24 protein-coding genes are annotated in these 22,303 nt (G+C 61.4%); 13 read left to right on the top strand and 11 right to left on the bottom strand.

Translation table 11 applies throughout. The features are described 5' to 3' along the window. Positions 1-49 precede the first annotated feature (49 nt). The 13 genes from ACIOWA_RS02690 to ACIOWA_RS02630 all read left to right on the top strand — a co-directional run bounded on the left by ACIOWA_RS02690 (position 50) and on the right by ACIOWA_RS02630 (position 9,278). Complete coding sequence (locus ACIOWA_RS02690) at positions 50-256, top strand: hypothetical protein (RefSeq protein WP_045493062.1); 207 nt, start codon at positions 50-52, stop codon at positions 254-256. 68 nt (positions 257-324) lie between these two features. Next, complete coding sequence (locus ACIOWA_RS02685; protein WP_401158032.1) at positions 325-1,245, top strand: DNA-binding protein; 921 nt, start codon at positions 325-327, stop codon at positions 1,243-1,245. Positions 1,246-1,277: 32 nt separating this feature from the next. Beyond that, entirely contained in the window at positions 1,278-1,634 is a 357-nt protein-coding gene (gene sctI, locus ACIOWA_RS02680; protein ID WP_339464265.1) for a type III secretion system inner rod subunit SctI, read from the top strand. 9 nt (positions 1,635-1,643) lie between these two features. After that, the gene (gene sctJ / locus ACIOWA_RS02675; protein WP_339464264.1) at positions 1,644-2,435 is read left to right on the top strand and encodes a type III secretion system inner membrane ring lipoprotein SctJ; all 792 of its coding nucleotides are present in this window, start codon (positions 1,644-1,646) and stop codon (positions 2,433-2,435) included. Continuing rightward, positions 2,435-3,064, top strand: coding sequence for a hypothetical protein (locus ACIOWA_RS02670; protein ID WP_339464263.1), 630 nt, complete (start codon positions 2,435-2,437; stop codon positions 3,062-3,064). The genes sctJ and ACIOWA_RS02670 overlap by 1 nt, the downstream gene beginning before the upstream one ends. Next, on the top strand, positions 3,033-3,629 hold the full coding sequence (sctL, locus tag ACIOWA_RS02665) for a type III secretion system stator protein SctL (RefSeq protein ID WP_339464262.1): 597 nt from the start codon (positions 3,033-3,035) through the stop codon (positions 3,627-3,629). Before ACIOWA_RS02670 ends, sctL begins: the two co-directional genes overlap by 32 nt. 72 nt (positions 3,630-3,701) lie before the next feature. After that, positions 3,702-3,923 (top strand): HPr kinase, encoded by a 222-nt coding sequence (locus tag ACIOWA_RS02660; protein ID WP_003225084.1) that lies wholly within the window; start codon positions 3,702-3,704, stop codon positions 3,921-3,923. Beyond that, on the top strand, positions 3,910-4,320 hold the full coding sequence (locus tag ACIOWA_RS02655) for a type III secretion system chaperone (RefSeq protein WP_401158029.1): 411 nt from the start codon (positions 3,910-3,912) through the stop codon (positions 4,318-4,320). Before ACIOWA_RS02660 ends, ACIOWA_RS02655 begins: the two co-directional genes overlap by 14 nt. After that, positions 4,313-6,319 carry a type III secretion system outer membrane ring subunit SctC gene (gene sctC / locus ACIOWA_RS02650; RefSeq protein WP_401158027.1) on the top strand — a complete coding sequence of 669 codons (2,007 nt, stop codon included), beginning with the start codon at positions 4,313-4,315 and terminating at the stop codon, positions 6,317-6,319. The genes ACIOWA_RS02655 and sctC overlap by 8 nt, the downstream gene beginning before the upstream one ends. 238 nt (positions 6,320-6,557) lie before the next feature. Then, positions 6,558-6,968, top strand: coding sequence for a negative regulator of hrp expression HrpV (locus ACIOWA_RS02645; RefSeq protein ID WP_401158025.1), 411 nt, complete (start codon positions 6,558-6,560; stop codon positions 6,966-6,968). A gap of 97 nt (positions 6,969-7,065) precedes the next feature. Beyond that, positions 7,066-7,464 carry a type III secretion system chaperone gene (locus ACIOWA_RS02640; protein WP_339494514.1) on the top strand — a complete coding sequence of 133 codons (399 nt, stop codon included), beginning with the start codon at positions 7,066-7,068 and terminating at the stop codon, positions 7,462-7,464. Between the two features lie 124 nt (positions 7,465-7,588). After that, positions 7,589-8,965, top strand: coding sequence for a pectate lyase (locus ACIOWA_RS02635; protein WP_339494513.1), 1,377 nt, complete (start codon positions 7,589-7,591; stop codon positions 8,963-8,965). Between the two features lies 1 nt (position 8,966). Next, positions 8,967-9,278 (top strand): HrpW-specific chaperone, encoded by a 312-nt coding sequence (locus ACIOWA_RS02630; protein WP_339464256.1) that lies wholly within the window; start codon positions 8,967-8,969, stop codon positions 9,276-9,278. A 73-nt stretch (positions 9,279-9,351) separates the two neighbouring features. On the opposite strand, the gene ACIOWA_RS02625 is transcribed toward ACIOWA_RS02630, so the two are convergent. The 11 genes from ACIOWA_RS02625 to ACIOWA_RS02575 all read right to left on the bottom strand — a co-directional run bounded on the left by ACIOWA_RS02625 (position 9,352) and on the right by ACIOWA_RS02575 (position 22,303). Beyond that, entirely contained in the window at positions 9,352-9,981 is a 630-nt protein-coding gene (locus ACIOWA_RS02625; protein ID WP_401158022.1) for an aspartyl/asparaginyl beta-hydroxylase domain-containing protein, read from the bottom strand. A gap of 82 nt (positions 9,982-10,063) precedes the next feature. After that, positions 10,064-15,028: an AvrE-family type 3 secretion system effector gene (locus ACIOWA_RS02620; protein WP_401158020.1), complete on the bottom strand. Its 4,965-nt coding sequence runs from the start codon at positions 15,026-15,028 to the stop codon at positions 10,064-10,066. A 114-nt stretch (positions 15,029-15,142) separates the two neighbouring features. After that, entirely contained in the window at positions 15,143-16,234 is a 1,092-nt protein-coding gene (sctU, locus tag ACIOWA_RS02615; protein WP_401158018.1) for a type III secretion system export apparatus subunit SctU, read from the bottom strand. Further along, positions 16,231-17,043, bottom strand: a complete 813-nt coding sequence (gene sctT / locus ACIOWA_RS02610) for a type III secretion system export apparatus subunit SctT (protein ID WP_339464252.1) — start codon at positions 17,041-17,043, stop codon at positions 16,231-16,233. The genes sctU and sctT overlap by 4 nt, the downstream gene beginning before the upstream one ends. A 1-nt stretch (position 17,044) precedes the next feature. After that, entirely contained in the window at positions 17,045-17,305 is a 261-nt protein-coding gene (sctS, locus tag ACIOWA_RS02605; protein ID WP_221729835.1) for a type III secretion system export apparatus subunit SctS, read from the bottom strand. A gap of 7 nt (positions 17,306-17,312) precedes the next feature. Beyond that, positions 17,313-17,966, bottom strand: a complete 654-nt coding sequence (sctR, locus tag ACIOWA_RS02600; protein WP_339464251.1) for a type III secretion system export apparatus subunit SctR — start codon at positions 17,964-17,966, stop codon at positions 17,313-17,315. Beyond that, a complete protein-coding gene (locus ACIOWA_RS02595) occupies positions 17,963-19,003 on the bottom strand; it encodes a FliM/FliN family flagellar motor switch protein (protein WP_401158015.1) in 1,041 nt (346 codons plus the stop codon). The genes sctR and ACIOWA_RS02595 overlap by 4 nt, the downstream gene beginning before the upstream one ends. A 1-nt stretch (position 19,004) precedes the next feature. After that, positions 19,005-19,553 carry a type III secretion system HrpP C-terminal domain-containing protein gene (locus ACIOWA_RS02590; protein ID WP_401158013.1) on the bottom strand — a complete coding sequence of 183 codons (549 nt, stop codon included), beginning with the start codon at positions 19,551-19,553 and terminating at the stop codon, positions 19,005-19,007. After that, positions 19,550-20,014, bottom strand: a complete 465-nt coding sequence (locus tag ACIOWA_RS02585; RefSeq protein ID WP_339494505.1) for a type III secretion protein — start codon at positions 20,012-20,014, stop codon at positions 19,550-19,552. Before ACIOWA_RS02585 ends, ACIOWA_RS02590 begins: the two co-directional genes overlap by 4 nt. Then, complete coding sequence (locus tag ACIOWA_RS02580) at positions 20,001-21,359, bottom strand: FliI/YscN family ATPase (protein WP_401158011.1); 1,359 nt, start codon at positions 21,357-21,359, stop codon at positions 20,001-20,003. The genes ACIOWA_RS02585 and ACIOWA_RS02580 overlap by 14 nt, the downstream gene beginning before the upstream one ends. Then, entirely contained in the window at positions 21,356-22,303 is a 948-nt protein-coding gene (locus ACIOWA_RS02575; RefSeq protein ID WP_401158009.1) for an FHA domain-containing protein, read from the bottom strand. The genes ACIOWA_RS02580 and ACIOWA_RS02575 overlap by 4 nt, the downstream gene beginning before the upstream one ends.

Raw genomic sequence — 22,303 nt, 5'->3', positions numbered from 1 at the left:
GAACACCATTGGGGTGTTCAAACAACCTTCGATTATCAGGAGTAACACTATGGCCGGTACCGCATCCCTTGGCGCTTCGATGGCTGCCATGACGAAGATGGACGCCACTGCTGCTGCAACCACCACCATGAACGCCGAGGCTCAGTCCAACAAGATGATGACCGATACCGTCAACGGTATCGCCAGCGCCTATCAGGACTCTGCGACCAAAGCGCAGAACGCTGCCCAGCAAACCGGCAAGGCGATCAACTACTAAGTGGTCGTGGGCTCTCTCGACTTCGGTCGGGAGGGCCATGACTTGTGCAGTCAAGCAGGAGCACTTCTATGTTTTCTTCTTCGATAAGCATGCCCCAGACCAGCTCGTTCCAAGGTGGCTTCAGCGCGGCCAACATGAGCGAATTCCAGAGCAACTCCGACAGCACCGCCGGGCAGATCGCCTCGTTGCTGGGCGACGCGCTGTTTGAAAAAAACGGTAGCGGGGCGAACATCCGTGATGCGAAAAATCCGCTGCTCGAAATGATCGCCGACTACATGGACAAGAACCCTGAGCAGTTCGGCAAGCCCGACGATGCCACCGGCAAGGTGCGCAGTTGGCGCGATGAATTGGGTGAGGACAACTACCTCAACAGTGATGAAAAACAAGCTTTCACCAAAGGCCTGGAAGGTTTGATCAAAGACATCCTGGGGGGTGGCACCCAGAGCGGCGGCAACGCCAGCGCAGGTGCTGGCAGCGGCTGGAATCCTGGTGCGGGCAGCACGGGCGGTAACCAGAGCAGCGGCGGCATCCAGGATTTGCTGTCGTCGCTGCTCGGCAACCTCGGTGAGGAAAAGCTCGGCAACCTGCTCAAACCCACCGGCGATCCCATGCGCGACGCGCGAGGCGAAATGGCCTTTTCCAACGATGACAAGGACGTGCTCAAGGAAGTCGCGCGCTTCATGGACATGCACCCCGAAGAGTTCGGCAAGCCTGACGGCAAGTCCAAGGACTGGATGGGTGAATTGTCCGAGGGCGATCTGTTCATGTCCAAGGGTGAAAGCAAGCAGTTCCAGAAGGCCATCGACATGATCCAGGGCGAGGTCAAGGGCAGTGCCCAGGGCAACTCGCTGGGGGGGCTGTTTCCCAACGCCGAGCAGAACTTCCTCAATGGCGGTGCCGGTAACACGTTGAAGACCGACGCCAGCATTGCGGCCGGCAACGTGCTTTCAGTGTTGGTGCAGCAAAGCACCACCAGCTATCGCGGCTGAGCGTAAACCTTCGTCCTGGCAGGAGAGCATGAATGGCGATTACAGGGGTAACAGCTAACCACTCGGGTTTATCCGTTGCTGAAGGGCTGCCGCTCAGGCCGCCTGCCGAGGCGGACATTGCCTGGTTCAATGCGCAGATGCAGCAGGCGGCGACCCGAGCGCCGCGCGAGGATGCGCCTGATTCGGCGATCGTCCGGGCCTCCACAGCGTTGCAGAAGGACGCCGAAAAGGCTGATCGCGACTTGCAGCGAGCGTCACGCTCAACCGATCCGCAACAGGCATTGCAGGCCAACCGGTCGCTGTCTTCGTTTTATCTGGAAAGCTTGCTCAGCGCCAAACTGGTGAGCAAGGCCGCCCAGAGTGTGGAAAAACTCACCAGTCTTCAATAAGGCCAGACCATGCATTCCAAGGTACTCAGGCTGCTCGTGCCGGCCCTGATGATCCTGTTGCTGAACGGCTGTGGTGAGCGCATGGAACTGCACCGCGAGTTGTCCGAACAGGACGCCAACGAAGTATTGGCAGAACTGGCAAGCAAGCACATCGATGCGCAGAAGCGCCTGGACAAAAACGGTGTTGCGGTGCTCGTGGCGACTCGGGATATTTCCCGAGCGGTCAGGGCACTGGAGGCGGTTGGTCTGCCGCGCCGCTCACGCTCCAGCCTGGGCGAAGTCTTTCGCAAGGAAGGGGTGATTTCCTCGCCTCTTGAGGAGCGGGCGCGTTATCTCTATGCCTTGTCCCAAGAGCTTGAGCAAACCCTGTCCCAGATCGACGGCGTGGTGGTGGCGCGGGTGCATGTGGTGCTGCCTGAGCGGGTTGCCCCGGGTGAACCGGTTCAACCGGCGTCTGCGGCGGTGTTCATCAAGCATCGCCCGGAACTTGATCCGGACAGCCTGTTGCCGCGAATCCGGCGCATGGTCGCCAGCAGCATCCCGGGAATCAGTGGCGCCGATGACAAGAAACTTGCGGTGGTCTTCGTCCCCGCTCAGAGCTATCACGAGGCCGTGCAAAAAGTCAGTTTTGGCCCGGTACAAATGACTCGCGAGCGCTGGCAGTTCTGGCAATGGTTGCTCGGGTTATGTGCCGTGGCGGGGGTGTTGCTGCTGGGTGGACTGCTGGTCCTCAACCCGCGATGGCGTCAGCGGCTGGCCAAAATGTTGGGTGGCGCCAGAACGGCGCCAACCGATTCGTGATGAATTCGCCGCAGGTATCACCAGAGCAAGCGCTGGCCTGGGTCCGTTGGTGGGTGCAAGGCGCACGGCGAGCCGAGAGCGGTTGGGCGCTGGGAGAGCAGGGCATTGAGCCTTGCAGCCTGGCGTTTTTGCGCCGCCACTCAGGGCCTTGGCTGGATGCACACCTGGGCATGAGCCACGAATGGCCGCCGTCCCCCAATCCGGTTTTGTTACCGTTGCTCGCGCTTGATTGCACGCAATGGCGGCGGGTGCTGAACCTGGTGGTGGCGGTCTGCGCCGGCAGTCAGTCGGCTGAGGTGGGCGGATTGAGCCGCGCCGAGCTGATCTGGTGTCGCCGGTTGGGTAAAGCGCTGCAACCCGGTCACTGGTTGCCGCCGTCGTGGAGTGCCGACAGTCCTGAAATTCGAGGCCTGAGACTGTTGCGGGCGTGGGTCGGCGATGCGGTGTGGCGACGTTTGCGCCTGATATTTGATCGCTCACGGGTGGCGGCGGCTGAGGCTCACGGTTTTGCGCCATTGCCACCCCAGCGCCTGACCAGTCTGTGGCAGGCCGTCGGTTGGTACGCCCTCACTTTCCAGAATGAACAAGGAACGCCGCATGTTGACCCGCCGCAGCCTGACCCTCAGTGATTCCCGGGCGTTGCCCGATGGCCCGGTGTTGCGTCGTGAAACCCTCGAACAGAGCCTGATGGCCGATCAACTGCTTGAGGCCGCCCGCAGCGATGCCGAGCAGATACTGGCCGAGGCTCGAAGCCAGGCAGAGCAACTTGCCCATGAGGCTCGCGAGCAGGCCGGTGCCCAGATCTGGCGCCAAGCCGATGCCTTGTTCAGCGAATGGCAGGCCCAGCGCCAGCAAATGTGGGAGCAGATCACCAGCAGCGCCGAAACCCTGGTGACCCGCACGCTTGAGTGTCTGCTGGGCGAGCTGGAGCAACAGGAACGAATCGCGGCGTTATTGCGTCAGATCGCGGCAGCCCATCCCCGGGAGGACGTCGGGACATTGCATTGTCATCCGCAGGATCTGGCAGAGGTCGACCGCCAGGTGCAATCGGCACAGGCCGTCTGGAGTGTTCGCGCCGATGCGCAACTGCCGCGTGACAGCCTGTGCCTGCGTACCACACTGGGAGACTTCAGCCTGTCCTGGAACGCGTTGGTCAGCCATGTGTGGCCATTGCCGACCACCCCGAAGCAATGATCACCGCGTGACAGGGAACCAACTCCGGTAGTCGGCCACTCAGTGGGCAGTTCTCGGATCTGGAGTCTCACCATGCTGTCTTCTGATGCACTGCGCCGCCGCCTCGACAACACCTTTGAACACACGCAAAAGGATCTGGATTCTGCGGCCTTGTCGCTGGATGCCTTTTCCCCCGATGACTGGCACGCCTTCAACTCGGCGATCCGCCAGTCTTCTACTGCCAGTTGGGCGGCCAATCAGGAAATTGTCGTCAAACACAACCTGGCCAAGGCAATCATCAATGAAATCCGCTGAGCTGACGGGCACTCTGCAACGTTGGCTGGACAGCGGCGAGGGCGAGTTGACGCTGCATATCGATGAGCAACCGGTGCGTTTGCAGCGGCGCCCGGCCGGGGTGTTGTGTCGCGTTGACTTGAGCGTTGTCTGGCGCGGCGGCGACGCCGGACTTGAGGCGGCAATGCGCTTGGCCGGGCCAAGTCTGGGGCGGTTCAGTGCGGCCTTGGCGCTGGACCCGCAGGAGCGTCGACTGTGCCTGATGCGTTATCTGGCGTCCGAGGGCGTGACGCCGATCATCGCCGCCCTCGAAGCGTTGGCCAATCAGCGCGAAGTCTGGGAGGTGATGCTGGCCGTCAGCCCTGCACCCGCCCGCGCGCATAACCGTTCTCTCGCCTTGGGACACCGCTATGTTTAAGCACTTGTGTGGGATGTCCTTGTGTTGGGCACTGGCGTTGCCCGCGGTGGCCGCCGTCCCGCAAGACTGGGGCCAATCGGCCTACGCCTATGAAGCCACGCAAACCTCGCTGGATACCGTGCTGCGCGATTTCGCCAATGCCTTTGGTGTGGGCCTGAGTGTGACCGGCGTCAGTGGCATGCTTGACGTCAAACTGCGGGCCAGCAACGCCGTGGAGTTTCTTGATCGGCTGGCGCTGGAGCATCAGTTCCAGTGGTTCGTTTACAACGGCAAGCTGTATGTCAGCCCGCAATCGGCGCAGGTCGCGCAGCGGCTGGAGGTGTCTGCTGACGCCGCGCCGGATCTCAAACAGGCACTGACCGATATCGGCCTGCTGGACAAGCGCTTCGGTTGGGGGGAGTTGCCCGATGAAGGCGTGGTCTTGGTCAGCGGGCCCCAGCGCTACGTTGAACTGATCCGCAGCTTCAGCAAAGAAAAGGTCAAGCCTGACGAGAAGCAGCAGGTGATGATGTTTGCCCTGCGCTACGCGGCGGTGGCCGACCGGCAGATTCAGTATCGAGACCAAACCGTCACCATCCCCGGAGTGGCCGCCATTCTTGAGGGACTGCTGGAGAACCAGCGCTCCACGCCACCTTCAGCCCTCGATCCCAAAGCCAATATCAACGCCTTGCAAAGCATGGCCGACAGCGCTCGGGGCAAAATCCTGCGCCTGGCCACCGAGCGGGTCAGCGGCCGCAGCGAGGCCAGAACCGGTTCGGGCGGGCAGCGCCGTGTGGCAGCCGATGTGCGCAACAACGCCGTGCTGATCTATGACAAACCGGACAAACGCGCGCAATACCAGCAATTGGTGGAGCAGCTGGATCTGCCGAGCAAGCTGGTTGAGATCGACGCCATCATCCTCGATATCGACCGTAATCAGTTGAGCAACCTGGAATCACGCTGGTCGGTGCGGGCGGGCAGCGTGACCGCCGGTAGTTCGCTGCTCGGCAGCGGTTCTTCGACGTTGTTCATCCGCGACTTTGACCGGTTCTTCGCCGAGATCCAGGCGTTGGAGGGGCAAGGCGTGGCTTCGGTGATCGCCCGCCCCTCGGTGCTCACCCTGGAAAATCAGCCAGCGGTCATCGACTTCAGCCGCACCCAGTACATCACCGCCACCGGCGAGCGAGTGGCGACCATTGAACCTGTGACCGCTGGCACCAGCCTGCAAGTGATTCCGCGCACCATTGCCGGTGTCGGGGGCAATCGTTTCCAGTTGATCGTTGATATCGAAGACGGCCAACTGGAACAATTGCGTGATCAGCAGACGCCGACCGTCAAGCGCGGCACCGTGAGCACGCAGGCTGTGATCGCCGAGAACCGTTCGCTGGTGATCGGTGGTTTCCATGTGGACGAGCGTGGCGACCAGCAGCAACAGGTTCCGGTGCTTGGGCAGATCCCGTTGATCGGGCCGCTGTTTTCCTCCAACAAACGCCAGATGTCCCGGCGCGAACGGTTGTTTATTCTGACGCCGCGCCTGATAGGGGATCAGATTGACCCGGCACGCTACGTCGCCAGCGAAAATCGCGGGCAACTGGATCGGGCGCTGGCCTCCGGACGTGAACCCGGCAAAGCCTCGGTTATGCGTGCCACGATTGCCTCGACGTTTGCCGGGCTGGTGAAGGGTGGTATTCCCAGTGATATCAAACAGTCATCATCTGGTGTGGCCTTGGGCGATCTGTGTAAAGTGAGCCACGGTTTCACGCTGGATCGTCAGCGGATGCAGTGGTTCAGCGCGACAGATTTTCGGGTGGCGGTGGGTGTGGTGAAAAACACCAGTGCCAAAGCCCTGCAGTTCGACCCGGCGTCCTGTTCAGGATCACAGACATTGGCCGTAACAGTTGCACCCCAGTACCTCTTGCAACCTGGTGAATCAACTGAGGTTTTCGTGGCTTTGCGACCGATAGCAACCTCTACGTCGGCGGCGGCACCGGCACGGATATCGATGTTGCCCCCACAGTAACGGGGGTTATAAAAATAACTCAATAACGCGGCTCTTATCATTCAAGTGTCTTACTGTCTGGCTCGCACGGCCAGGCGCAATGATCAAAAGTCCTACAAGGAAGGTGACGAGATGAAGTTGTATCAGGCCGGTATTGTGACAGCGGGTCTGCTTTTGTTGAGCGCTTGTACTTTAATACCTGGGACTGCATGTGGCTCAGGTGATTGTCAGCAACTTGACGTCAATAATGGCGAGTTGAATGTCTGGTGGTCGCCCACACTGCGTGATGGCGGTGGTGAATACAGTACGGTGTCTCTGCATGACTGAAACGATTCTTCAAAGTAGTGACCAGCAGGATTTCCTGATGCGTATCGGCGAAAAGCAGGCCAGCGTGTGGCAATGGGCGCCGGGCATCGAGTTCGTTTGCCGCAAGGAGAGCCTGGGCTGGGGCCTGGCGTTGAATATTCAGCGACAGGCGCAACGTCCCGATCTGTTTTCGGAAGCGCTTAAACGCCGTTTCGAAAATGTTGAATCCTACGACGGTTACTACATTTGCCTGGATAGCCAACACACTTTCGTGGTTTGGCATGAACTCAACATTGAATATCAGGGAGAGCAACTACAGGCGTTACTTTGCCAACTCTTGTCCTTGGCCGGTTTGAAGCACTGACCCCGGTATTTCTATTCAGCACGGAACTCTTCGTCCTTGTTTTTCCACTCATGTTGCGTGTCGGCAGCGGCCGACGAAATAAACTTGAGGAAAAACAATGGCGACCCCCGAGTCCATCATCCAGCGATTAATTGCCCAACTGGCCAGCCAATTGGGCACGCCTCTTACCTTCCAGCGCGGTGTTTGCGCGTTATATGACAGTGACCGTGTTCAGGCCGCTGTCATCGAATTGCCGGAACACAGCGACACCGTGGTTTTTCATTGTCGTCTGGGCGCCGTTCAACCGGGCGTCGACGCACTGCAACGGTTACTCACCCTGAACTTCGACGTCGCGACCTTGCGCGGCTGCTGGCTGGCGCTGGATCAGGGCGATGTACGCCTTTGCACCACGCGCGAATTACAGCGACTCGATGAAGACAGTTTTTGCAGTCTGGTGCACGGCTTCATCGCCCAGGCCCGCGAAACACGCCTGAGCCTGGCACGCATGATCAATTGACTCTGAAGGAACCGACGTTAAACGACGGCCACACAGACACCGTGAACCCGCGCCAAGACGTGGGCGACACGGTGGATCGTGGAGCATTGGGCTGCGATTCGGACATTCTTGCCTGTGGGGTGCGATGCAGATGATGGATATGAAAGTGTTTTCAGGGTTGACACAGAACGGATCGGTGGGCGCTCTGGCCCTTGAGCCAGGCGCGCTCACGGGGCAGAGCGCACCTTCGGGTTCCTCCGGGTTAAAGGAGCTGGCCGCGATGCTGGCCGAAATGCTGTTGGGCGCTTCCAGCGGCAAAGACGCCAGCGCCTCCGGGCAGAGTGCGGGAGATGACCTGCTGCACAAATTGCAGGGCGCGGGCGCCAGCACGCAGGGCAAGGACGGCCAGCCTGCCGTCGATGGCAGTGGTGGCGATTCGGCCAAAGAGTTGCTCACGCAGGTGCTGATGGCGCTGTTCGAAAAGCTCCTCGGTGGCGACAGCGCTCAAGGGGGGGATAGCACACAGGGCAAAGGCGTGGGCGGCACTCAGGGTGTGGGAGGTAGTGCAAACCCTGAAGACCTGGTGAACACCCTGATGAAAAGTCTGGGCGATGGCTCGCTCAATAGCGCGATCAGCCCGACTGCCGATGGCGGCGGTCAGGTGTCCGGGGATGAGCGTCTCAAGGCGGTGCTGGAGATGATCGCGCAGTTCATGGATAGCCATCCGCAGACCTTCGGTACACCGCACGGCGGTGGCGACACCACGTCCAACAAGGGCAGCCAACCCGTGGCGAGCAACAATGCGCTGGCGCCGGTCCCGGACTCCAGCCTGAGTCCGGAAGAGGGCGCCCCCGCTACTGAGCTGCCGACGCTGGATAATTCGGGGGCAGCACCGGTGTCGTTCCCCACGGCCTCAAGTAACCCGACCGTGGTCAACAGCACCATCAAAGTGGGGCCGGGCGAGGTGTTTGACGGCGGCGGCAAAACCTTCACCGCCGGTGCGGCCCTGGGCGACGGTGGGCAGGGTGAGTCGCAGAAACCGCTGTTCGAACTGGCTGAGGGCGCCACCCTGAAAAACGTGGTGATCGGTGACAACGGTGCCGACGGTGTCCACGTCAAATCCGCTGGCGAGCAAGCGGTGAACGTCGACAACGTGCATTGGACAAACGTCGGTGAAGACGCGTTGACGGTGAAGGACGGCGGGGCCAAGGTGACTAACCTGAACATCACCAACAGCAGCGCCCAAGGCGCGGCAGACAAGATCTTCCAGTTGAATGCGGACGCCAATGTCAATGTCGATAACTTCAAGGCGAAAGACTTCGGCACGTTCATGCGTACCAATGGCGGTCAGCAGGGCAACTGGAATCTCAACCTGAGCAACGTCAGCGCCGAGAATGGCAAGTTCTCATTCGTCAAAAGCGACAGCGAGGGGCTGAACCTCACCACCCACAATATCGATCTGAACAATGTCCAGAACGCTTACAGCAAGCTGCCTGAATCGACCCGTCATCAGGAGGTCTGAGATGAGCGCGCAGCAATCGCCCAGCGGTGGCTGGAAAGCGCTGGTGCAGGGCAGCGGCGAACTCGACGCGAGTCAGCGCCAGGCCTTCGAACAGGCTATCGCGTTGATCAGCCAGCGCTTGCAGGCGACTTTGGACAAACCTGCGGGGCGCAGCGCTGAACGCTTCCACCTGCCACGTTACATCGACCGTCTGGAACGGGATTTCCAGGCGGACGCCGGTCACGATCAACTGCAGCAAGCCGCTGGGCTGACCGCTTACTGGATTGTCCGATTACTGGCCGAGTGTTTGCTGGAAGCGAACGAACGGCGTTAAGGGGGCAGCACCACACGCTGTAAAAAACGGGCGCCTGCTGACAGGCGCCCGTTTTTTATGGGTTCGACCCGCGTCAGGCGTTCGCTGGGTTGACGGGCACCTTGTGCAGTCTGGCTTGCTGGAACTCCAGGTAGAGGATGGATCGAGGTGCATCGCTGGCATTGACCACGAAATGATCCTGCGAGCCGTCGAAGATCGCTGCGGCGCCGCAATGGTGCTGATGAAATTCGCCGGCAACGTTCAAGTACGCGTAATTGCGCTCGCATGCGGCTTCGAGGGTCAGGTGCATTTGCAGCAAGCCTTCCTCACCGACCTCCGGGTGGCGGTGGGTGCTCAGCCAGGCGTGGGGGGCGAGCCGTGCAAGGGCGGCGACCTTGAGCCCGCGCACGGTGTCAAGCAGTGCAAGGGTCTGAGGCAATGCAGCACGGGCCGGTGCCAATGCCTGATCGCGAAACACCAGCGGGTATTGCACCCAGTCGCGGTTACCACCGGCTTCGCCCCAGCCTTTGAGCCAGCCATATCGGCCGCCTTGTTGCAGGTGCGCCGTGACCTCGTGATGAATCTGCTCATGGGGTTTGTCAGTGCGATCGATGTCGAGCACCGGCGCCTGTAACGCCAACAGTTCCTGATGCATCAGCGGCCACTGGGCGGCCAGTTCGGCCAGCCGTGGAAATTCGTTGAGGGGATAAAACGCAGGGCGCATGGAGCCTCCTTGAAAGCTTGAAACCTGGCCACGAGGGCGAAAAAGCGTGGCCGCGCGGGCCACGCCAAAAGTGTCAGCGGGCTTAGCGCTTGAGTTCCAAGCCATCTGTTTTCAAGGCGTCCACTGCGGCCTTGAGTGGTGCCGAAGGCCTTGAAAGTTCGCCATCAAGGAAGTAGTTCCTGGGTGCATCCTGATCCTGGCCGTAGCTGAAGTTGATCTTGCCCAAGGTCTTGTTGACGTTGATTGACGCACTGCTGTTGTAACTGACCAAGGGCAGTGGCGAGGAGAAGGTCTCCGGCTGGCTGACGCTCTGGAACACGGTGATGGCCTTGATCCGCATGTTGTTGCGGTCGCTGAGCAACGCAGCCAGTTCTTTCTGTGACAGGTCGCCTTTGCGGCTGCCTTCATCGACGCGGTCCTGCACCGAGTCCTTGAGTTCCAGCCGCACCCTGGCCAGGGTGCCCGGCGTGCCTTGCAACTCTTTGATCAAGGCCTTTAAGGTCGGGTCCTGGCCGAGCAACGTCGATACCCGCTCGGCGTTGCTTGGCGAGTGCATTGGGCTGACCAGGCTCATCACTTTGGACACCATGCCTTGCTCGCTCAGACGCGAAAGGTTGGTGTAAGAGCTTTCGAAGCGACCACTGTCGAGCAGGCTGTGCTTGGCATCGGCGGCCTGTTGCTGCACTCCCGCGCGTTTCAGGGCGCGGAGGGCCGCATATTGCTCGTCGTTTTCCGCCGGTTTGTCGGCAAAGTGCCGGTTCAGATCGGCCAGTTGCTTGTGCAGTATTTCCTTGGCGCCAAGGCCGGCGTAATCGTCATGGTTGCTATCTTTCAGACGCGCCACCGTCTGCTGGGAAGCGGGGTCCTTGAAGGCGGCGCCGAGGCTGTCGCCCAGCTTGCTCAGGTTGGCGCTGGTCAGCGGTTCGGCCTCCTTGAAGGTGAACTTGACGCGTTTTGTGGTTTTGTTATCGACCGAGACCGCCGCAGCGCCACCCAGTGGTGCTACGACGCCCTGCGAGGCGCTGGAGGCCTGTGTGTTGCTGCCGGCGAGCTGCGCCCGGGCAAACACCGAAGCGCCCAAGTTGTTAAGCGCCCGAGGCCGGTTGCGGCTGCTTTCCTGGAGTTCGCCCGTGTTGCTGTGTTGGTTCACCGAGTAATGGGTGTAGTTGAGCAGATTGACGTTAACCGTACCGCCCACCCCCAATCGAGTCGCTGCCGACAGAGGCGAGCTGTCTTTGTCCGTGAGGCCGAGGGCCACGCGCATTTCGGCGGTGGCGCTGGCATTGACGTCAAAGTTCAAACGCAAGCCTTTCTGGGTTTCGTGGTCGACACCTTTTTTCATCACATCAAGTGGGCTCAACTGCCCGCTGAACAGGTTATCGACGAAGTGATCGATCTCCTCGTCAGGCACGGTGAACACCACGCCGTCGCGTTGGGTGCGGGTCGCGGTTCCCGTAACGTCTACACCCAGGCGCAAGGCCGGCGTCAGCAGCCGATCGTTACCGATATCGACCTTGGTGAACTTGTCCACTTCGCCATCCTTGAAGAACCCGGGCCAGTAGTCTTTGCCGCCACCAACGCCGGCACTGGCGATGCCCGCACCTTCGCGCTGCATATAGATCGTCACTCCCTTTTCACCGCGCTCGGCATTGAGGTTGTAGTTGCGCCCGCTACCCAATGCGCCACTGGGCCAAGGCCCCATGCCCTTGTTGGCCAGCGACACGAAAGGCGTGCTCACATTGAGCCCGTAACTGCGTTGCAGCGCGATTTCATCGTCAGGATGCTCCAATTGTTTGAGCGCCGACTTGAGCTTGTCCGCCAGTTCCGCCTGGGTTTTGCTGCCGGTGGCTGCGCGCAGGTTGACGCTGGTAGCGTGGTCTTCTTTCTTGAAACCGTTGAGGAAGGCCTTGATGCCATCGTAGGAGGCTTCCAGGTTGGCGTGATCGGTGAAGCCCATGTCGGTGATCTGCTTCACCGGGTGCTCGCCATAGGTCTTGTCGCGCAGGAGGCTCAGATCAGTTTTCAATTGCGCCAACTGTCGGCTGTTGTCGCCCTGCGCACTGACCATTTCAGCCTTGTCCAGCAGCAAGCCAAGATTCTTCATGGTGACCACGTCGAGGGCCAGCCGGGCCTTGGTCAACCCTTGGCCGTCGCTGACATCACGGCGCTGGCCCAAGGGAATGTCGGCCTTCTGGTGAGAGAGTTTCATGCCTTTGTCTTGCAGGGTCTTGAGCAGGGTGCCGGTAGGATTGTGCTGCGAAGGTGCGACGTGCTTGAGCGCGCCTTGCACCTCCTTGAGCAGGTCATGGCCGGCACTGGCGATGTTGAGTTTTTCCCCCAGGTTGCTCAGCTTCATGCGCAGTTTCGTGCGTTTGGACGGCGGGTTCGGTTCGCCGTGGATGTTCAGCAGGCCTTCTTTCTGGTGCAGCAGTTTCGACTTGCCGTGCTCCTGGCCCAAATGTCGTGTGGCGCGCAGGCTGTTGTCTTCCAGTTCACTGCGCAGGGATTCGAGATCCTGCAACAGTTGGCCACCTTGTGGCCCGAGATCAAGCTGGCTGATCCGTGACTTGAGATCCCGACCGGGGGCGGCGGGTGCCTGGTCATGGTTGAGAAGCTCCAGCGCCTTGAACAGATCGCCTTCGGAGTCGTACAGCGGGCGCAATCCTTCGCGACCATGATGGTGATGCTGGATGTGATTGCCGATGTTCTTCATGAACCGCGGAGGTTCCATGGTCGGCTTGAAGATGTGGGCGCGGATGAACTCGCCCGTACTGGGCCTGTTGGTGTTTTCCATGGAGCCCCGGCCCATGAAGGTGGCGGTAAAGCGTGCGGTCAGCCCGGTGCCTGGAATGCGCGCGGTTTTCTCGCCACCGCTGACCCGCGAGAACAACTCACTCAGGGCGTTGTGGTCGGCCGGACGTGGCGTCAATGGCTCCCAAGTCTTGCCCTTGAGCTGCATCTGCGAGTGATTGTCGTCGTTCTTGAGCGTCACGTTCAGGCGGTTGTCATCGCCGGTGCGGATGCTGTGGACCTGGTGTCCGGCAGGCAGTGGCAGAGGTTTCCACGCTGCCTCGGGGCGCGGTTGGTCAGGGCGCGCCTGCCAATCGTCTTTGGCCATCGTGAACAGTTTGCCGTCAGTGGTCAGGGCATGCAGGTTGTGGTTTTCGTCCAGCGCCAGGGAGGCCACGCTGCCTTCCAGGTCGATTTGGCTCAAATCGCTGGCGGTGCCGTCGGGGTGGTGAACGGACAGGCGCTCGTTGGTATCGAGGGCCACGAACTGTTTGTCGTTGAGCATCGCGAACGCGGTGACTTGCCGGTCTTCGAGACCGGGCACAGGTTCACCGAGGGCCACTTTGGTCGAGCGTGGCGGCTGATTCAGGGTGTGGCTGCTGCCCACGGTTACCGGGTTGTAGTTCGGGCTGACGTCGAGCTTTTTCAGTTGCCCGTCTTGCAGCAGGTAGGCCTTGCTGTCGATGCCGCGTTGCAGATGCGTGACATCCTTGATGCCCGTGTCTTTCCAGTCCTGGCTGGTCGAGTCCCAGCGCTGGATGCGTTGATCGCTAAGGCCGACACGGCCCAAACGGTCGAGGTCAAACGTCTGGGCCGGCGTCGGCGGCGTGCTGCCGGGAATGCCGCGCTTGTTGTCCAGCACCAGTGCGTCGCTGAGATTCCAGCCATTGTTGAGCCGTAACTCCGGCTCGTCGATTTGATGGGAGTGGGTCTGGCCGGTGCGATCGCTGAGCAAAACCTGCAAATCACCCTGATCGCCATGGAGGAAACCGCTGACCTGATGTTTACCACCCAGACGTTCGCCCTCAGGGTGGAAGTGTTCCTCGGGCATCAATCGCAGGGTTGGCGAATCGGGGGCGAGATCGGCACGCTTGATGCTGTACAAACGGCCCTCGGTATCGCTGATGAACAAGCGCTCAGGGCTCATGCCGATGTGTTTGGGCTCGGCAGTGCCGCCGTTCAGTTCAAGGGTTTTGGTGTGGCTGGACGTCGACGCGCCTTGATTGAGGTCGAACAACTGCAGCGTCTGGCGGTGATCGCCACTCAAGGTGGCGACGTGCTGATCGGCGCTGACGGAAAACGCTTTCAGGCCCGGCACCTCGATAGGCAGTACGCCTTCGCTGGAGAGATCCACCAGGTGGTCGCCGGTTTGCCCATAAAGTTTGCCGTTACCTTGACTCGACAACTGGCTGAACTTGATCTGTTCGTGATCCGGTGGTGTATGCCAGGTGCCATTGGCTTGGTCGAATTCGTAGAGTTTTTCGTCGTGTAGCCGTAACGGCTGACCGTCGCTGTCCTGATGGATACCGGTCAGGTGCCCTAGATGGCTGCGCCCGATGGTGTCCAGAACGCCGCCATTACTCACGCGGGCTTGCTGGTCATGCAGGGCCAGGGAGGATGGCGCACTGTTGTTTTCTACCGGGCCTGCGGGTTGGCTGCTGCGCAGCGCCACGACCGCAGAGGGTGACTGCTTTACATGCAGCAAATGACCTTGGGGCTCCAGCAGCAGATGATCCTCGCCACTGTCATTACTCGTCGCCGCCTGAAAGTGCTGACCGGATCGGGTCAGGGCATTGCGCAGCAGGTCCGCGACAGCGGTGGATGTGAAATTGACGAAGTCCGGCTGCCCCTTGTCATCCAGACGTACATGCGCCGAACTGTTCTCGGCCGGCACGTTCGATTGAGCGCGCTCGCCCGGAGCACTGAAACGGGCGGCATGACTGCGGCTCAGCCTTGGCGCCGGCGGCGCATTGCTGGCGGTGGAGGAGGAGGCGGCGGGCTCGCTAGCCCCTGCGCTGGCCTGGGACGCCACATTGCGCCGGCTGCTCGAAGAGGCGGCGGACTGCCGCGGTGTCGCCTGCGTATCCTGGCGAACACGGCCGACCAGATGCATGAAACGTCTGCCTAGATCGCGCAAGGAGTGACCGCTGCGCTGGGTCGGTGCCTGAGATTGTTGCTCTAGCCCCTGAGCATTGTTTGTCGTCTGGGAAATGATTGGCAGCGGCGTCGACGCGGCCCGTTGAATCGATGACTCCATAGCAGGACTCCAGGTCAGAAACTGACACGGCGGGGTCGTTAGGTCCGCCTTGGGCGTTCAGGAAAATTTCCTTTGCCCTGAGTGGTCGTCGCTTGCACCTGGTTCCTTCGTGTCTCAGTAGGGCGTGCCGGGCATTTCGATGGTTTGCGACTGAACGTGGTCGTCGAGTTCGCGCAGCAGGCGATAGACCTGCGCCACCGCTTGCAGGGTTTCGCGCGGGATGAATTGGCCGACCTCGCTGCGGTATAACGTGCGCGCCAGCCATACATAGCGGATCACGGGCACGCCGGCCTTGCGCGCACGCTCAATCAGTTCCCGCGCGTGGGCATCGTGGCCCTTGTCAATAATGCGCGGCAGCGGTGTCTGCTGGGGGCGATAGAACAAGGCGACGGCGTAGTGGGTGGGATTCACCAGCAGCAGATCGGCGTCTTCCACCGGCGCTTTGGCAGGCGTGGCGCCGGCCGGTTGCTGGAGCATTTCCCGGGCCAGCGACTTGCGGTGCGACTTCATGTGTGGGTCGCCCTCCATCTGCTTGAACTCCTTGCGCACATCTTCGTGGCTCATGCGCTGGCCCTTGATGAAGAAGTATTTCTGCAAGGCGAAATCGACGATCGCCAACACCAGCAACAACCCCAGGCAGATCCGCGAGAGTCGGTGGAACAGAGCGATCATTGCGTGCCAATAGGTGTTCAGGTCACTGTTGGCCAGGCCGATCAGATCGCCCAGCGCCGGCGGCAGCACCAGATACAGAACCACGCCGATCAGCACAGCCTTGCACAGGCTGTTGAGCAGGTTGAACAACTGACGCGAGGAGAACATTTGCTTGAATTGATTGAGCGGGTTGAGCCGCTCGAAATCCAGCTTCAGCGCCTCGGGCGCAAACAGCGGCCCGAATTGCACCCAGCCGCCCATCAGGCGCATGGCCACGGCAATGCCCAGCACGGGCAACATGAACAGCAACAGCTCCCAGCCAGCCTTGGTCAGCACTTCGCCGACGCCCGCGCCGAAGGGCCGGTCCATCTGCTGCGAGGGCAGGTTCATCAGCGCCTTGAGTCGCTCGATACCGCCCTCGGCCAGGCCCAGAATCAATTCCAGCAGCGCGCCGAAAATCAGCAGTTTGGGCACATCCTGACTTTGTCCGACCTGACCTTTTTTGCGTGCGTCGGCGAGTTTCTTGTGCGTGGGCTGCTCGGTTTTTTCGCTCATGGGAGGGCTCCAGGGGTTGCCTTGAGCAACAACGGCAGCAGGTGCTTGAAGTCAGCCAGTTGCGCCAATTGACCCTGGCCAAGCCAACACAGCATCGGCAGATAGAGCACCAGAAAGCCCAGGCCGACCAGGCTCTTGGCCGGCATCGCCAAAGTCGAGACCTGCAACTGCGGGCTGTACAGGCTGAGGATCGCCATGCCGAACTCGATCAGCAGCAACAGGCCCACCAACGGTGCGGCGTATAGAACCATGCAGCGAAAGGTGCTCGCGAGCAGCTTCAGATAAAGTTCCCACCCGTCTGTGGCGGGCATCGGCAACCAGTGGTTGGCGGGCCACACGGCGTAGCTGTCCCAGATCACCTGCGTCAGGGCGGCATAACCGCCACCGAGGATCAACAACAGGATCAGCAGTTGTTTGAACATGTGCCCCAGTTCGGAAGTGTTGTCCCCCAGCGCCGGGTTGATCTGGCCGCCGATCAGCGCGCCGCGCTGGTTGTCGAACAGGCAACCAATGGACTCGAACATCCAGAACGGCATCGCCAGCAGCAGCCCAAGCAACAGGCCGATCACGCTCTCTTTGAGTATCAGCCCGCCAAGATCGATCCAACCCAGATCATGCCCCGCCAGGCTGGCGCGAATCCCCGGCATCGGCACCAGTGCCAGCGCGAGCACGATGGCGTGGCGCAGCATGCCTTTGATCTCGCGAAAGGCGAACGCCGGCACCAGGAACAGGCACGGATAAAGACGAGCCATGCCCAAGGTCAGGGCGAGAATGGATTGGGACACTTCGTTGAACGCCGGCCCGAACATTTCAAGCCCTCGTCTGCGCGATCATGCCGAACGCCAGGTTGGCCAGTTGCATCAACTCGACGCCAATCCAGCGTCCGGTCAGGGCCAGTGCAATGCCCACCGCCACCAGCTTGATGGCAAAGGGCAGGGTCTGGTCCTGCAACTGCATCACCGCTTGCAGCAAAGACGTCAGCACGCCGACGATCACCGCGACGATCAGTGGCGGCGCCGACAGGACCACCACGAGCAACATGGCTTGTTTGAACAGCGTCAATGTGTCCATGTTGCCCTCACAGGTAGCTATAGAAGAGGCCGTCGAGCAGCCGTGTCCAGCCATCGACGAGGACGAACAGGAGGATTTTCAGGGGCAGGGAAATGGTCATCGGCGCCACCATCTGCATACCCAGCGCCAACAGAATGTTGGAGACGATCAGGTCGATCACGATAAAGGGCACGTAGATCAGAAAGCCGATCTGGAAACCGGCCTGCAATTCCGACAGCACAAACGCCGGGACGATCAGCAGCAAGTCGTCGCGGCTGGCCTTGGCTGCCATTGCCGCCGGCCACATTCGTTGAGTGTTCTCCAGAAGATGGGTCTGGATGTCCGGGTCGACATTGCGTGCCATGAAGTGGCGAAGGGGTTCCAGCACTTGCGTGCCGGCGGTTTGCATGGCGGTGAAATTGTCCAGACGCTGCGGCATTTCGCGAAAGCGCTGACCCATGTCGTTGAACACGGGCGCCATGATGAACAGCGTTGCCGCCAACGCGATGCCGTACAGCGCCATGTTCGGCGGCGCCTGCTGCACGCCGATGGCGTTGCGGGTAATCAGCAGCACCATGGAAATCTTCAGGAACGCGGTGCAGATCATCATCAATAAAGGTACCAGCGACAGTGCGCCCAGAAAGAGGGCCAGCGTCAGCGGATCAACGTCCTGCACATTCACGGGCGCAGCTCCAGGCGGGTAATTTGCAAACCCAGCCGACCTTCGATGTCCACCAGTTCACCTTGAGCCAAAACGAGTTCGCCCTGGCACAACATGGCCTGCCCCGGCGTGCAACCGCTAAAGCGCAAGACCGAGCCGACGCTGAGGCTGCGTAGCTGGCCGAGGCTCAGGTTGAGGCTGCCGGCTCGCAGGGTCAGCGCCACCGGCAGATCGTCGAAACGTTCGCTGGCCGTGTCATCAACCGCTAGCGTCGACGCGTCGACCTCGTTGAGCGGCTCATGATCGCCAAGGGCAAAGTGATCGAGGGAGGCATTCATCGGCAAATCTTCCAGTTCGGTGAGTGTGAAGTGCAGGGCAGTTGCCGCTTGCTGGCGCAGGTGCAGGCGGCAGGCGCCGACTTGCAGGCTGCCCAGCCCTTGGGCGGTAAACAGCGGTTGGGGAATGAGCAAAACGTCCCCCGCTCGCAGGGTGAGCAGTTCGCCTCGGCTCAAAGCGCAATGGCCCAGCAGCAACGGCAAGGACACCGGCCAGTCCCGATCGCCGGTGCTGGCCCGGGAGGCTCGCCACGGGCCATGGTCGAGCCAGCGCAGCAGGGTGTCGGCGGCGATTCGCAAGCGACTGATGTGCGCGCCCGCTGCGGTGCTGTGCAGTTCCAGCAAACAGTCCAGCCCTGGCGCGGGCGCCGTTGCCACGGCATGCAGCGGGCTCAATGCGACTTGCAGTTCGGGCGCCAGATATTGGTTGTACAGCGGCCAATACCAAGGGCAGTCCGTTGTGGCCGTCATCGGATCGGCGAGGATTGCCGGGCATGAGGAAAGCTCGCTCAGCAGTGGCCCGGCGGCATCGAGCCAGAGCAGACCGCAGGCAGATTCGAAGGCCGTGGCGGGCGGTGTGTGAAAGGGCCGTGGCGCCAGGCGCAGGGTCAGGGTGGCGGGCGACGGCTGCGACAGGTGCAAGCTCAGACCCGCGCCCACACGTTCGCGCACCGAGGCCTCGGCCTGTGACAGGCTGCGCAGGCGCAATGCTTGAGCATTCACTTCAATCGTCCTCGCGGTGCAGGCTCAAGCGCACCGTGCGGCCCAATTGCTGTGCCAGCCATGCGGCGCTGGCTGACTGCTGAGGCTCGACTTGGCGCCACGCCTCGCGGGCCATATGCACCGCGATTTCCAGCGTCGTCCCCCGAGGTGTCACATTGACCTTTACCGTGCCAAGGTTCGGCAGTTCCAGGTGCGCTTCAAGGACCCCGGGCTGCAGCTCATCCAAGTGCTGTTCCAGTCGGGCCAGCAAGGTCTCCCATAACGCGAGGGTGCTTGGTTCCGGTGTCACAGCGGCGCCTTGTGAAGACGACTCGGGGTGTTGCTGCGGGTCCTGAAACCCGCTCCCGCCGACGTCGGCCATCAGTGACGGGTCCAGGTTGTCGAACGTTTGCAGCAGTTGCTCGAACTGCTCACTCTCGTCACGGGTTTCACCGCGCAGGTCGTGACGGCGCTCGGATCTGACTGGCCACGCCGAGACCGTCTCCTGACGCGGTCGGGGTGCTTCCGGCGGGCGCGGTGGCGCCTTGAGCGTGGCGTGACGCGGGTTCATGAAGCCTCCTGGGCGAGGTCGCGCAAGTAGTCGAGTTTTTCCACGTCACGTTGGCGGCGATGCAGTTGCCGTTCGCTGTCCTCAGTCCATTGCTGCTGTTGCCGGCATTCTTCCTGCAACGCTTTGTAGCGCTGCTCCAAGCGCTCGATTTGGCGCAGGGCTTGCTGCTCGCCGGTTAGCCATTGGTTCATCTCGTTGAGCGGCAGACGACGATTGATGTGGGCATCGCGCTGTTCCAGGCGCGCCAGGCCATGCTGTTCGCGCCGTTGTTCAAGCTCCTTCGTCAGTTGTTCCAGGCTTGTGTGCAGGGCCTTGAGCACCGAGCGTTGACGCTGCCAGGCCTGTTCGGCCATGGTCAGCCGATGGCGGCGGATCGGCGTCAGCACATCGAGCGTCGCCGTCAGGTTGTTGGCCATCGAATCATTGGCCGGTGACGGGGAATCGGTATCAGACTGGGGCATGAGCGGTTACCTGTAGAAGGTGGTCCAGGGTTTCATCGAGCGGCACCGGATCGCGCAGCGATTGCTGCAGAAAGGCATCGATCCGTGCGCGAGCGTCCACGGCGCAATCGGTCAGCGGGTCATTGCCAGGCTGGTACTCGCCCAACTTGATGAGCATTTCCACTTGCTGATAGGCCGCCATCAGCCGGCGTAACTGTGTGGCCCCTTGTTGCTGTTCGGTTCCCACCACCTGGCTCATGGTCCGGCTCAGGCTGGCGAGGATGTCCACCGCCGGGTAATGGCCACGCTCAGCCAGGCGTCGCGACAACACTATGTGGCCGTCAAGCAGCGAGCGCACTTCATCGGCCACCGGGTCATTCATCGAATCCTGCTCAATCAGCACCGAATACAGGGCCGTGATGACACCGTTTTGGGTGCGTCCGGCGCGTTCCACCAAACGTGGCAGCAGGCTGTAGACCGAAGGCGGCAGGCCGCCACGACCGGCCGGCTCGCCGCTGGCCAGGCCGATTTCTCGCTGGGCACGGGCGAACCGGGTCAGCGAGTCGATGATCAGCAACGTCGATTTGCCCTGCTGGCGAAAACCTTCGGCAATCGCCGTGGCCGTGAACGCGGCTCGGGCGCGTTCCATGCTGCTGCGATCGGACGTGGCGCAGACCAGTACGGTGCGGCTGCGCAGTTCTTCGTCCAGTTCATGGTCAAGAAACTCGCGCAGTTCCCGGCCCCGTTCGCCGATCAGACCAAACACAATGGCCTGGCACGGCGTGTTGCGGGCCAATTCGGCGAGCAAGGTGGTTTTGCCACACCCGGCGCCGGCGAAGATCCCCACGCGCTGGCCTTCGCCCAGGGTCAGCAAACCGTCGATTGCGCGCAGCCCAGTGGCCAGCGGTGCTTCGATTCGCGGGCGTTCGCTGGCCGCTGGTGCATCGCGGATCACCGGCAAAGCCCCCACCGATCCGGCCGCCGCGAAGGCTTCGGGGCCTTCGCCGTTGAGGGCGCGGCCAAAACCGTCGAGTACGCAGCCCAGCAGGTGCTCGCCCACCAACAGGCTGTGCGGCTGGAACAACGGCGTGACCCGCGCGCCGATGGCGATGCCGTCGAGTGCTCCAAGGGCGGCCAACAAGGTGTGTTCACGGTCGAAGCCGACGATTTCGGCCATCACCTGATTGCCGTCGGCGCGCTGGATCTGGCACAGGTCACCGATTCGCGCGCGGGGCATGCGACTGTGCAGAAGAATGCCGTTCACCCCGGCGATGCGCCCATGGATGGACACCGGCGCGCAGTTCGCCAGGCGCTGCTGGTGCCCGCCGCACCAATCCTGTAATTGTGCGATGGCTGCCTGGATCACCAGCTCACCTCGATGCGCTGATCGCCTTCGAACACCACCTGATGTTCGCTGATGCCCACCAGTCGCACGCCGGCCACTTCGTCGCCGAGGAACACGCGGCGACCATCGCTGGTGAGCACGTTGGGCAACCGCGCCAGGCTGATCTGGACAATGCTGAACGGCAGCAGAGGTGTGGCTTCGGGCAAGTCGCTGAGCACCGGTATCGGGCTGCGGTACTGTTGCTCGAAACGCAACAACATGCGTTCGGTCAATTGCAGTAGATCGTCCTCGTCAAAGCGTCCCTTGAGGAGGATTTTGCCCGGTTGTTCGACCAGGCGGATGCGGCCCTGCAACTCGCGTTCGGTGAGCATGCGCTCCAAGACCTCACGCACCTGGGCGGCGTTCTTGAGCGGCGTGCGGGTGGGCACGGGCACCGGGACAGGTGTCGAATTTGAAACCCCGGAATTCACGCCCCAGAACAACGCCACGAGAAACAGCAGCACAGATCCTGCAACCAATGCCGGGCCCAACAGTGAGCGTGATGGCGCTGGCGTTGCGGGCATTGCTTCGTCGCGCTCGGCATTCATTGGCGGCAACGTGGTTTCAACGGGTTCGGCGTGTGGACCGTGCGCGTCGTCGTCCTGATCTTGCGGCCACTCGGTGTTGGCGCTGACCACCGACAGCCATACGCCGTTGAGGGCGAACGGTGTTCCCGGTTGCAACGTGGCGATGGCGTCAACCTTGTGCCCCTCGCTGTCGGTCACCGGGCCATCTTTGCGCGCCAGTGACCAGGTGTCGTCGACCAGCCGCAGCAGGCAGTGGCGATCCTTGATGCCAGGGTCGTACAACGCCAGATCGGCGCCCACTGCAGAGCCGATCGACCATTCGCCACCGTTCAATGGCAGCGCCGCCCCACGGTGCAGGCCGGTGAGCACGCGCAGTTCATACATCATGTCCGGTTTCAT

It is taken from the genome of Pseudomonas sp. NPDC087614, from assembly GCF_044743485.1.
GTDB lineage: Bacteria > Pseudomonadota > Gammaproteobacteria > Pseudomonadales > Pseudomonadaceae > Aquipseudomonas > Aquipseudomonas baetica_A.
This window is presented reverse-complemented; position numbering and strand designations above follow the sequence as displayed.

Coding starts and splice junctions, on each gene's coding strand:
- ACIOWA_RS02685 (WP_401158032.1), top strand. CDS start 325: ATGTTTTCTTCTTCGATAAGCATGCCCCAGACCAGCTCGTTCCAAGGT.
- ACIOWA_RS02670 (WP_339464263.1), top strand. CDS start 2,435: ATGAATTCGCCGCAGGTATCACCAGAGCAAGCGCTGGCCTGGGTCCGT.
- sctI (WP_339464265.1), top strand. CDS start 1,278: ATGGCGATTACAGGGGTAACAGCTAACCACTCGGGTTTATCCGTTGCT.
- ACIOWA_RS02630 (WP_339464256.1), top strand. CDS start 8,967: ATGAGCGCGCAGCAATCGCCCAGCGGTGGCTGGAAAGCGCTGGTGCAG.
- sctT (WP_339464252.1), bottom strand. CDS start 17,043: ATGTTCGGGCCGGCGTTCAACGAAGTGTCCCAATCCATTCTCGCCCTG.
- sctU (WP_401158018.1), bottom strand. CDS start 16,234: ATGAGCGAAAAAACCGAGCAGCCCACGCACAAGAAACTCGCCGACGCA.
- ACIOWA_RS02575 (WP_401158009.1), bottom strand. CDS start 22,303: ATGAAACCGGACATGATGTATGAACTGCGCGTGCTCACCGGCCTGCAC.
- sctJ (WP_339464264.1), top strand. CDS start 1,644: ATGCATTCCAAGGTACTCAGGCTGCTCGTGCCGGCCCTGATGATCCTG.
- ACIOWA_RS02690 (WP_045493062.1), top strand. CDS start 50: ATGGCCGGTACCGCATCCCTTGGCGCTTCGATGGCTGCCATGACGAAG.
- ACIOWA_RS02585 (WP_339494505.1), bottom strand. CDS start 20,014: ATGCCCCAGTCTGATACCGATTCCCCGTCACCGGCCAATGATTCGATG.
- ACIOWA_RS02625 (WP_401158022.1), bottom strand. CDS start 9,981: ATGCGCCCTGCGTTTTATCCCCTCAACGAATTTCCACGGCTGGCCGAA.
- sctC (WP_401158027.1), top strand. CDS start 4,313: ATGTTTAAGCACTTGTGTGGGATGTCCTTGTGTTGGGCACTGGCGTTG.
- ACIOWA_RS02590 (WP_401158013.1), bottom strand. CDS start 19,553: ATGAACCCGCGTCACGCCACGCTCAAGGCGCCACCGCGCCCGCCGGAA.
- ACIOWA_RS02660 (WP_003225084.1), top strand. CDS start 3,702: ATGCTGTCTTCTGATGCACTGCGCCGCCGCCTCGACAACACCTTTGAA.
- ACIOWA_RS02620 (WP_401158020.1), bottom strand. CDS start 15,028: ATGGAGTCATCGATTCAACGGGCCGCGTCGACGCCGCTGCCAATCATT.
- ACIOWA_RS02640 (WP_339494514.1), top strand. CDS start 7,066: ATGGCGACCCCCGAGTCCATCATCCAGCGATTAATTGCCCAACTGGCC.
- ACIOWA_RS02655 (WP_401158029.1), top strand. CDS start 3,910: ATGAAATCCGCTGAGCTGACGGGCACTCTGCAACGTTGGCTGGACAGC.
- sctL (WP_339464262.1), top strand. CDS start 3,033: ATGTTGACCCGCCGCAGCCTGACCCTCAGTGATTCCCGGGCGTTGCCC.
- sctS (WP_221729835.1), bottom strand. CDS start 17,305: ATGGACACATTGACGCTGTTCAAACAAGCCATGTTGCTCGTGGTGGTC.
- ACIOWA_RS02645 (WP_401158025.1), top strand. CDS start 6,558: ATGTCTGGTGGTCGCCCACACTGCGTGATGGCGGTGGTGAATACAGTA.
- ACIOWA_RS02635 (WP_339494513.1), top strand. CDS start 7,589: ATGCAGATGATGGATATGAAAGTGTTTTCAGGGTTGACACAGAACGGA.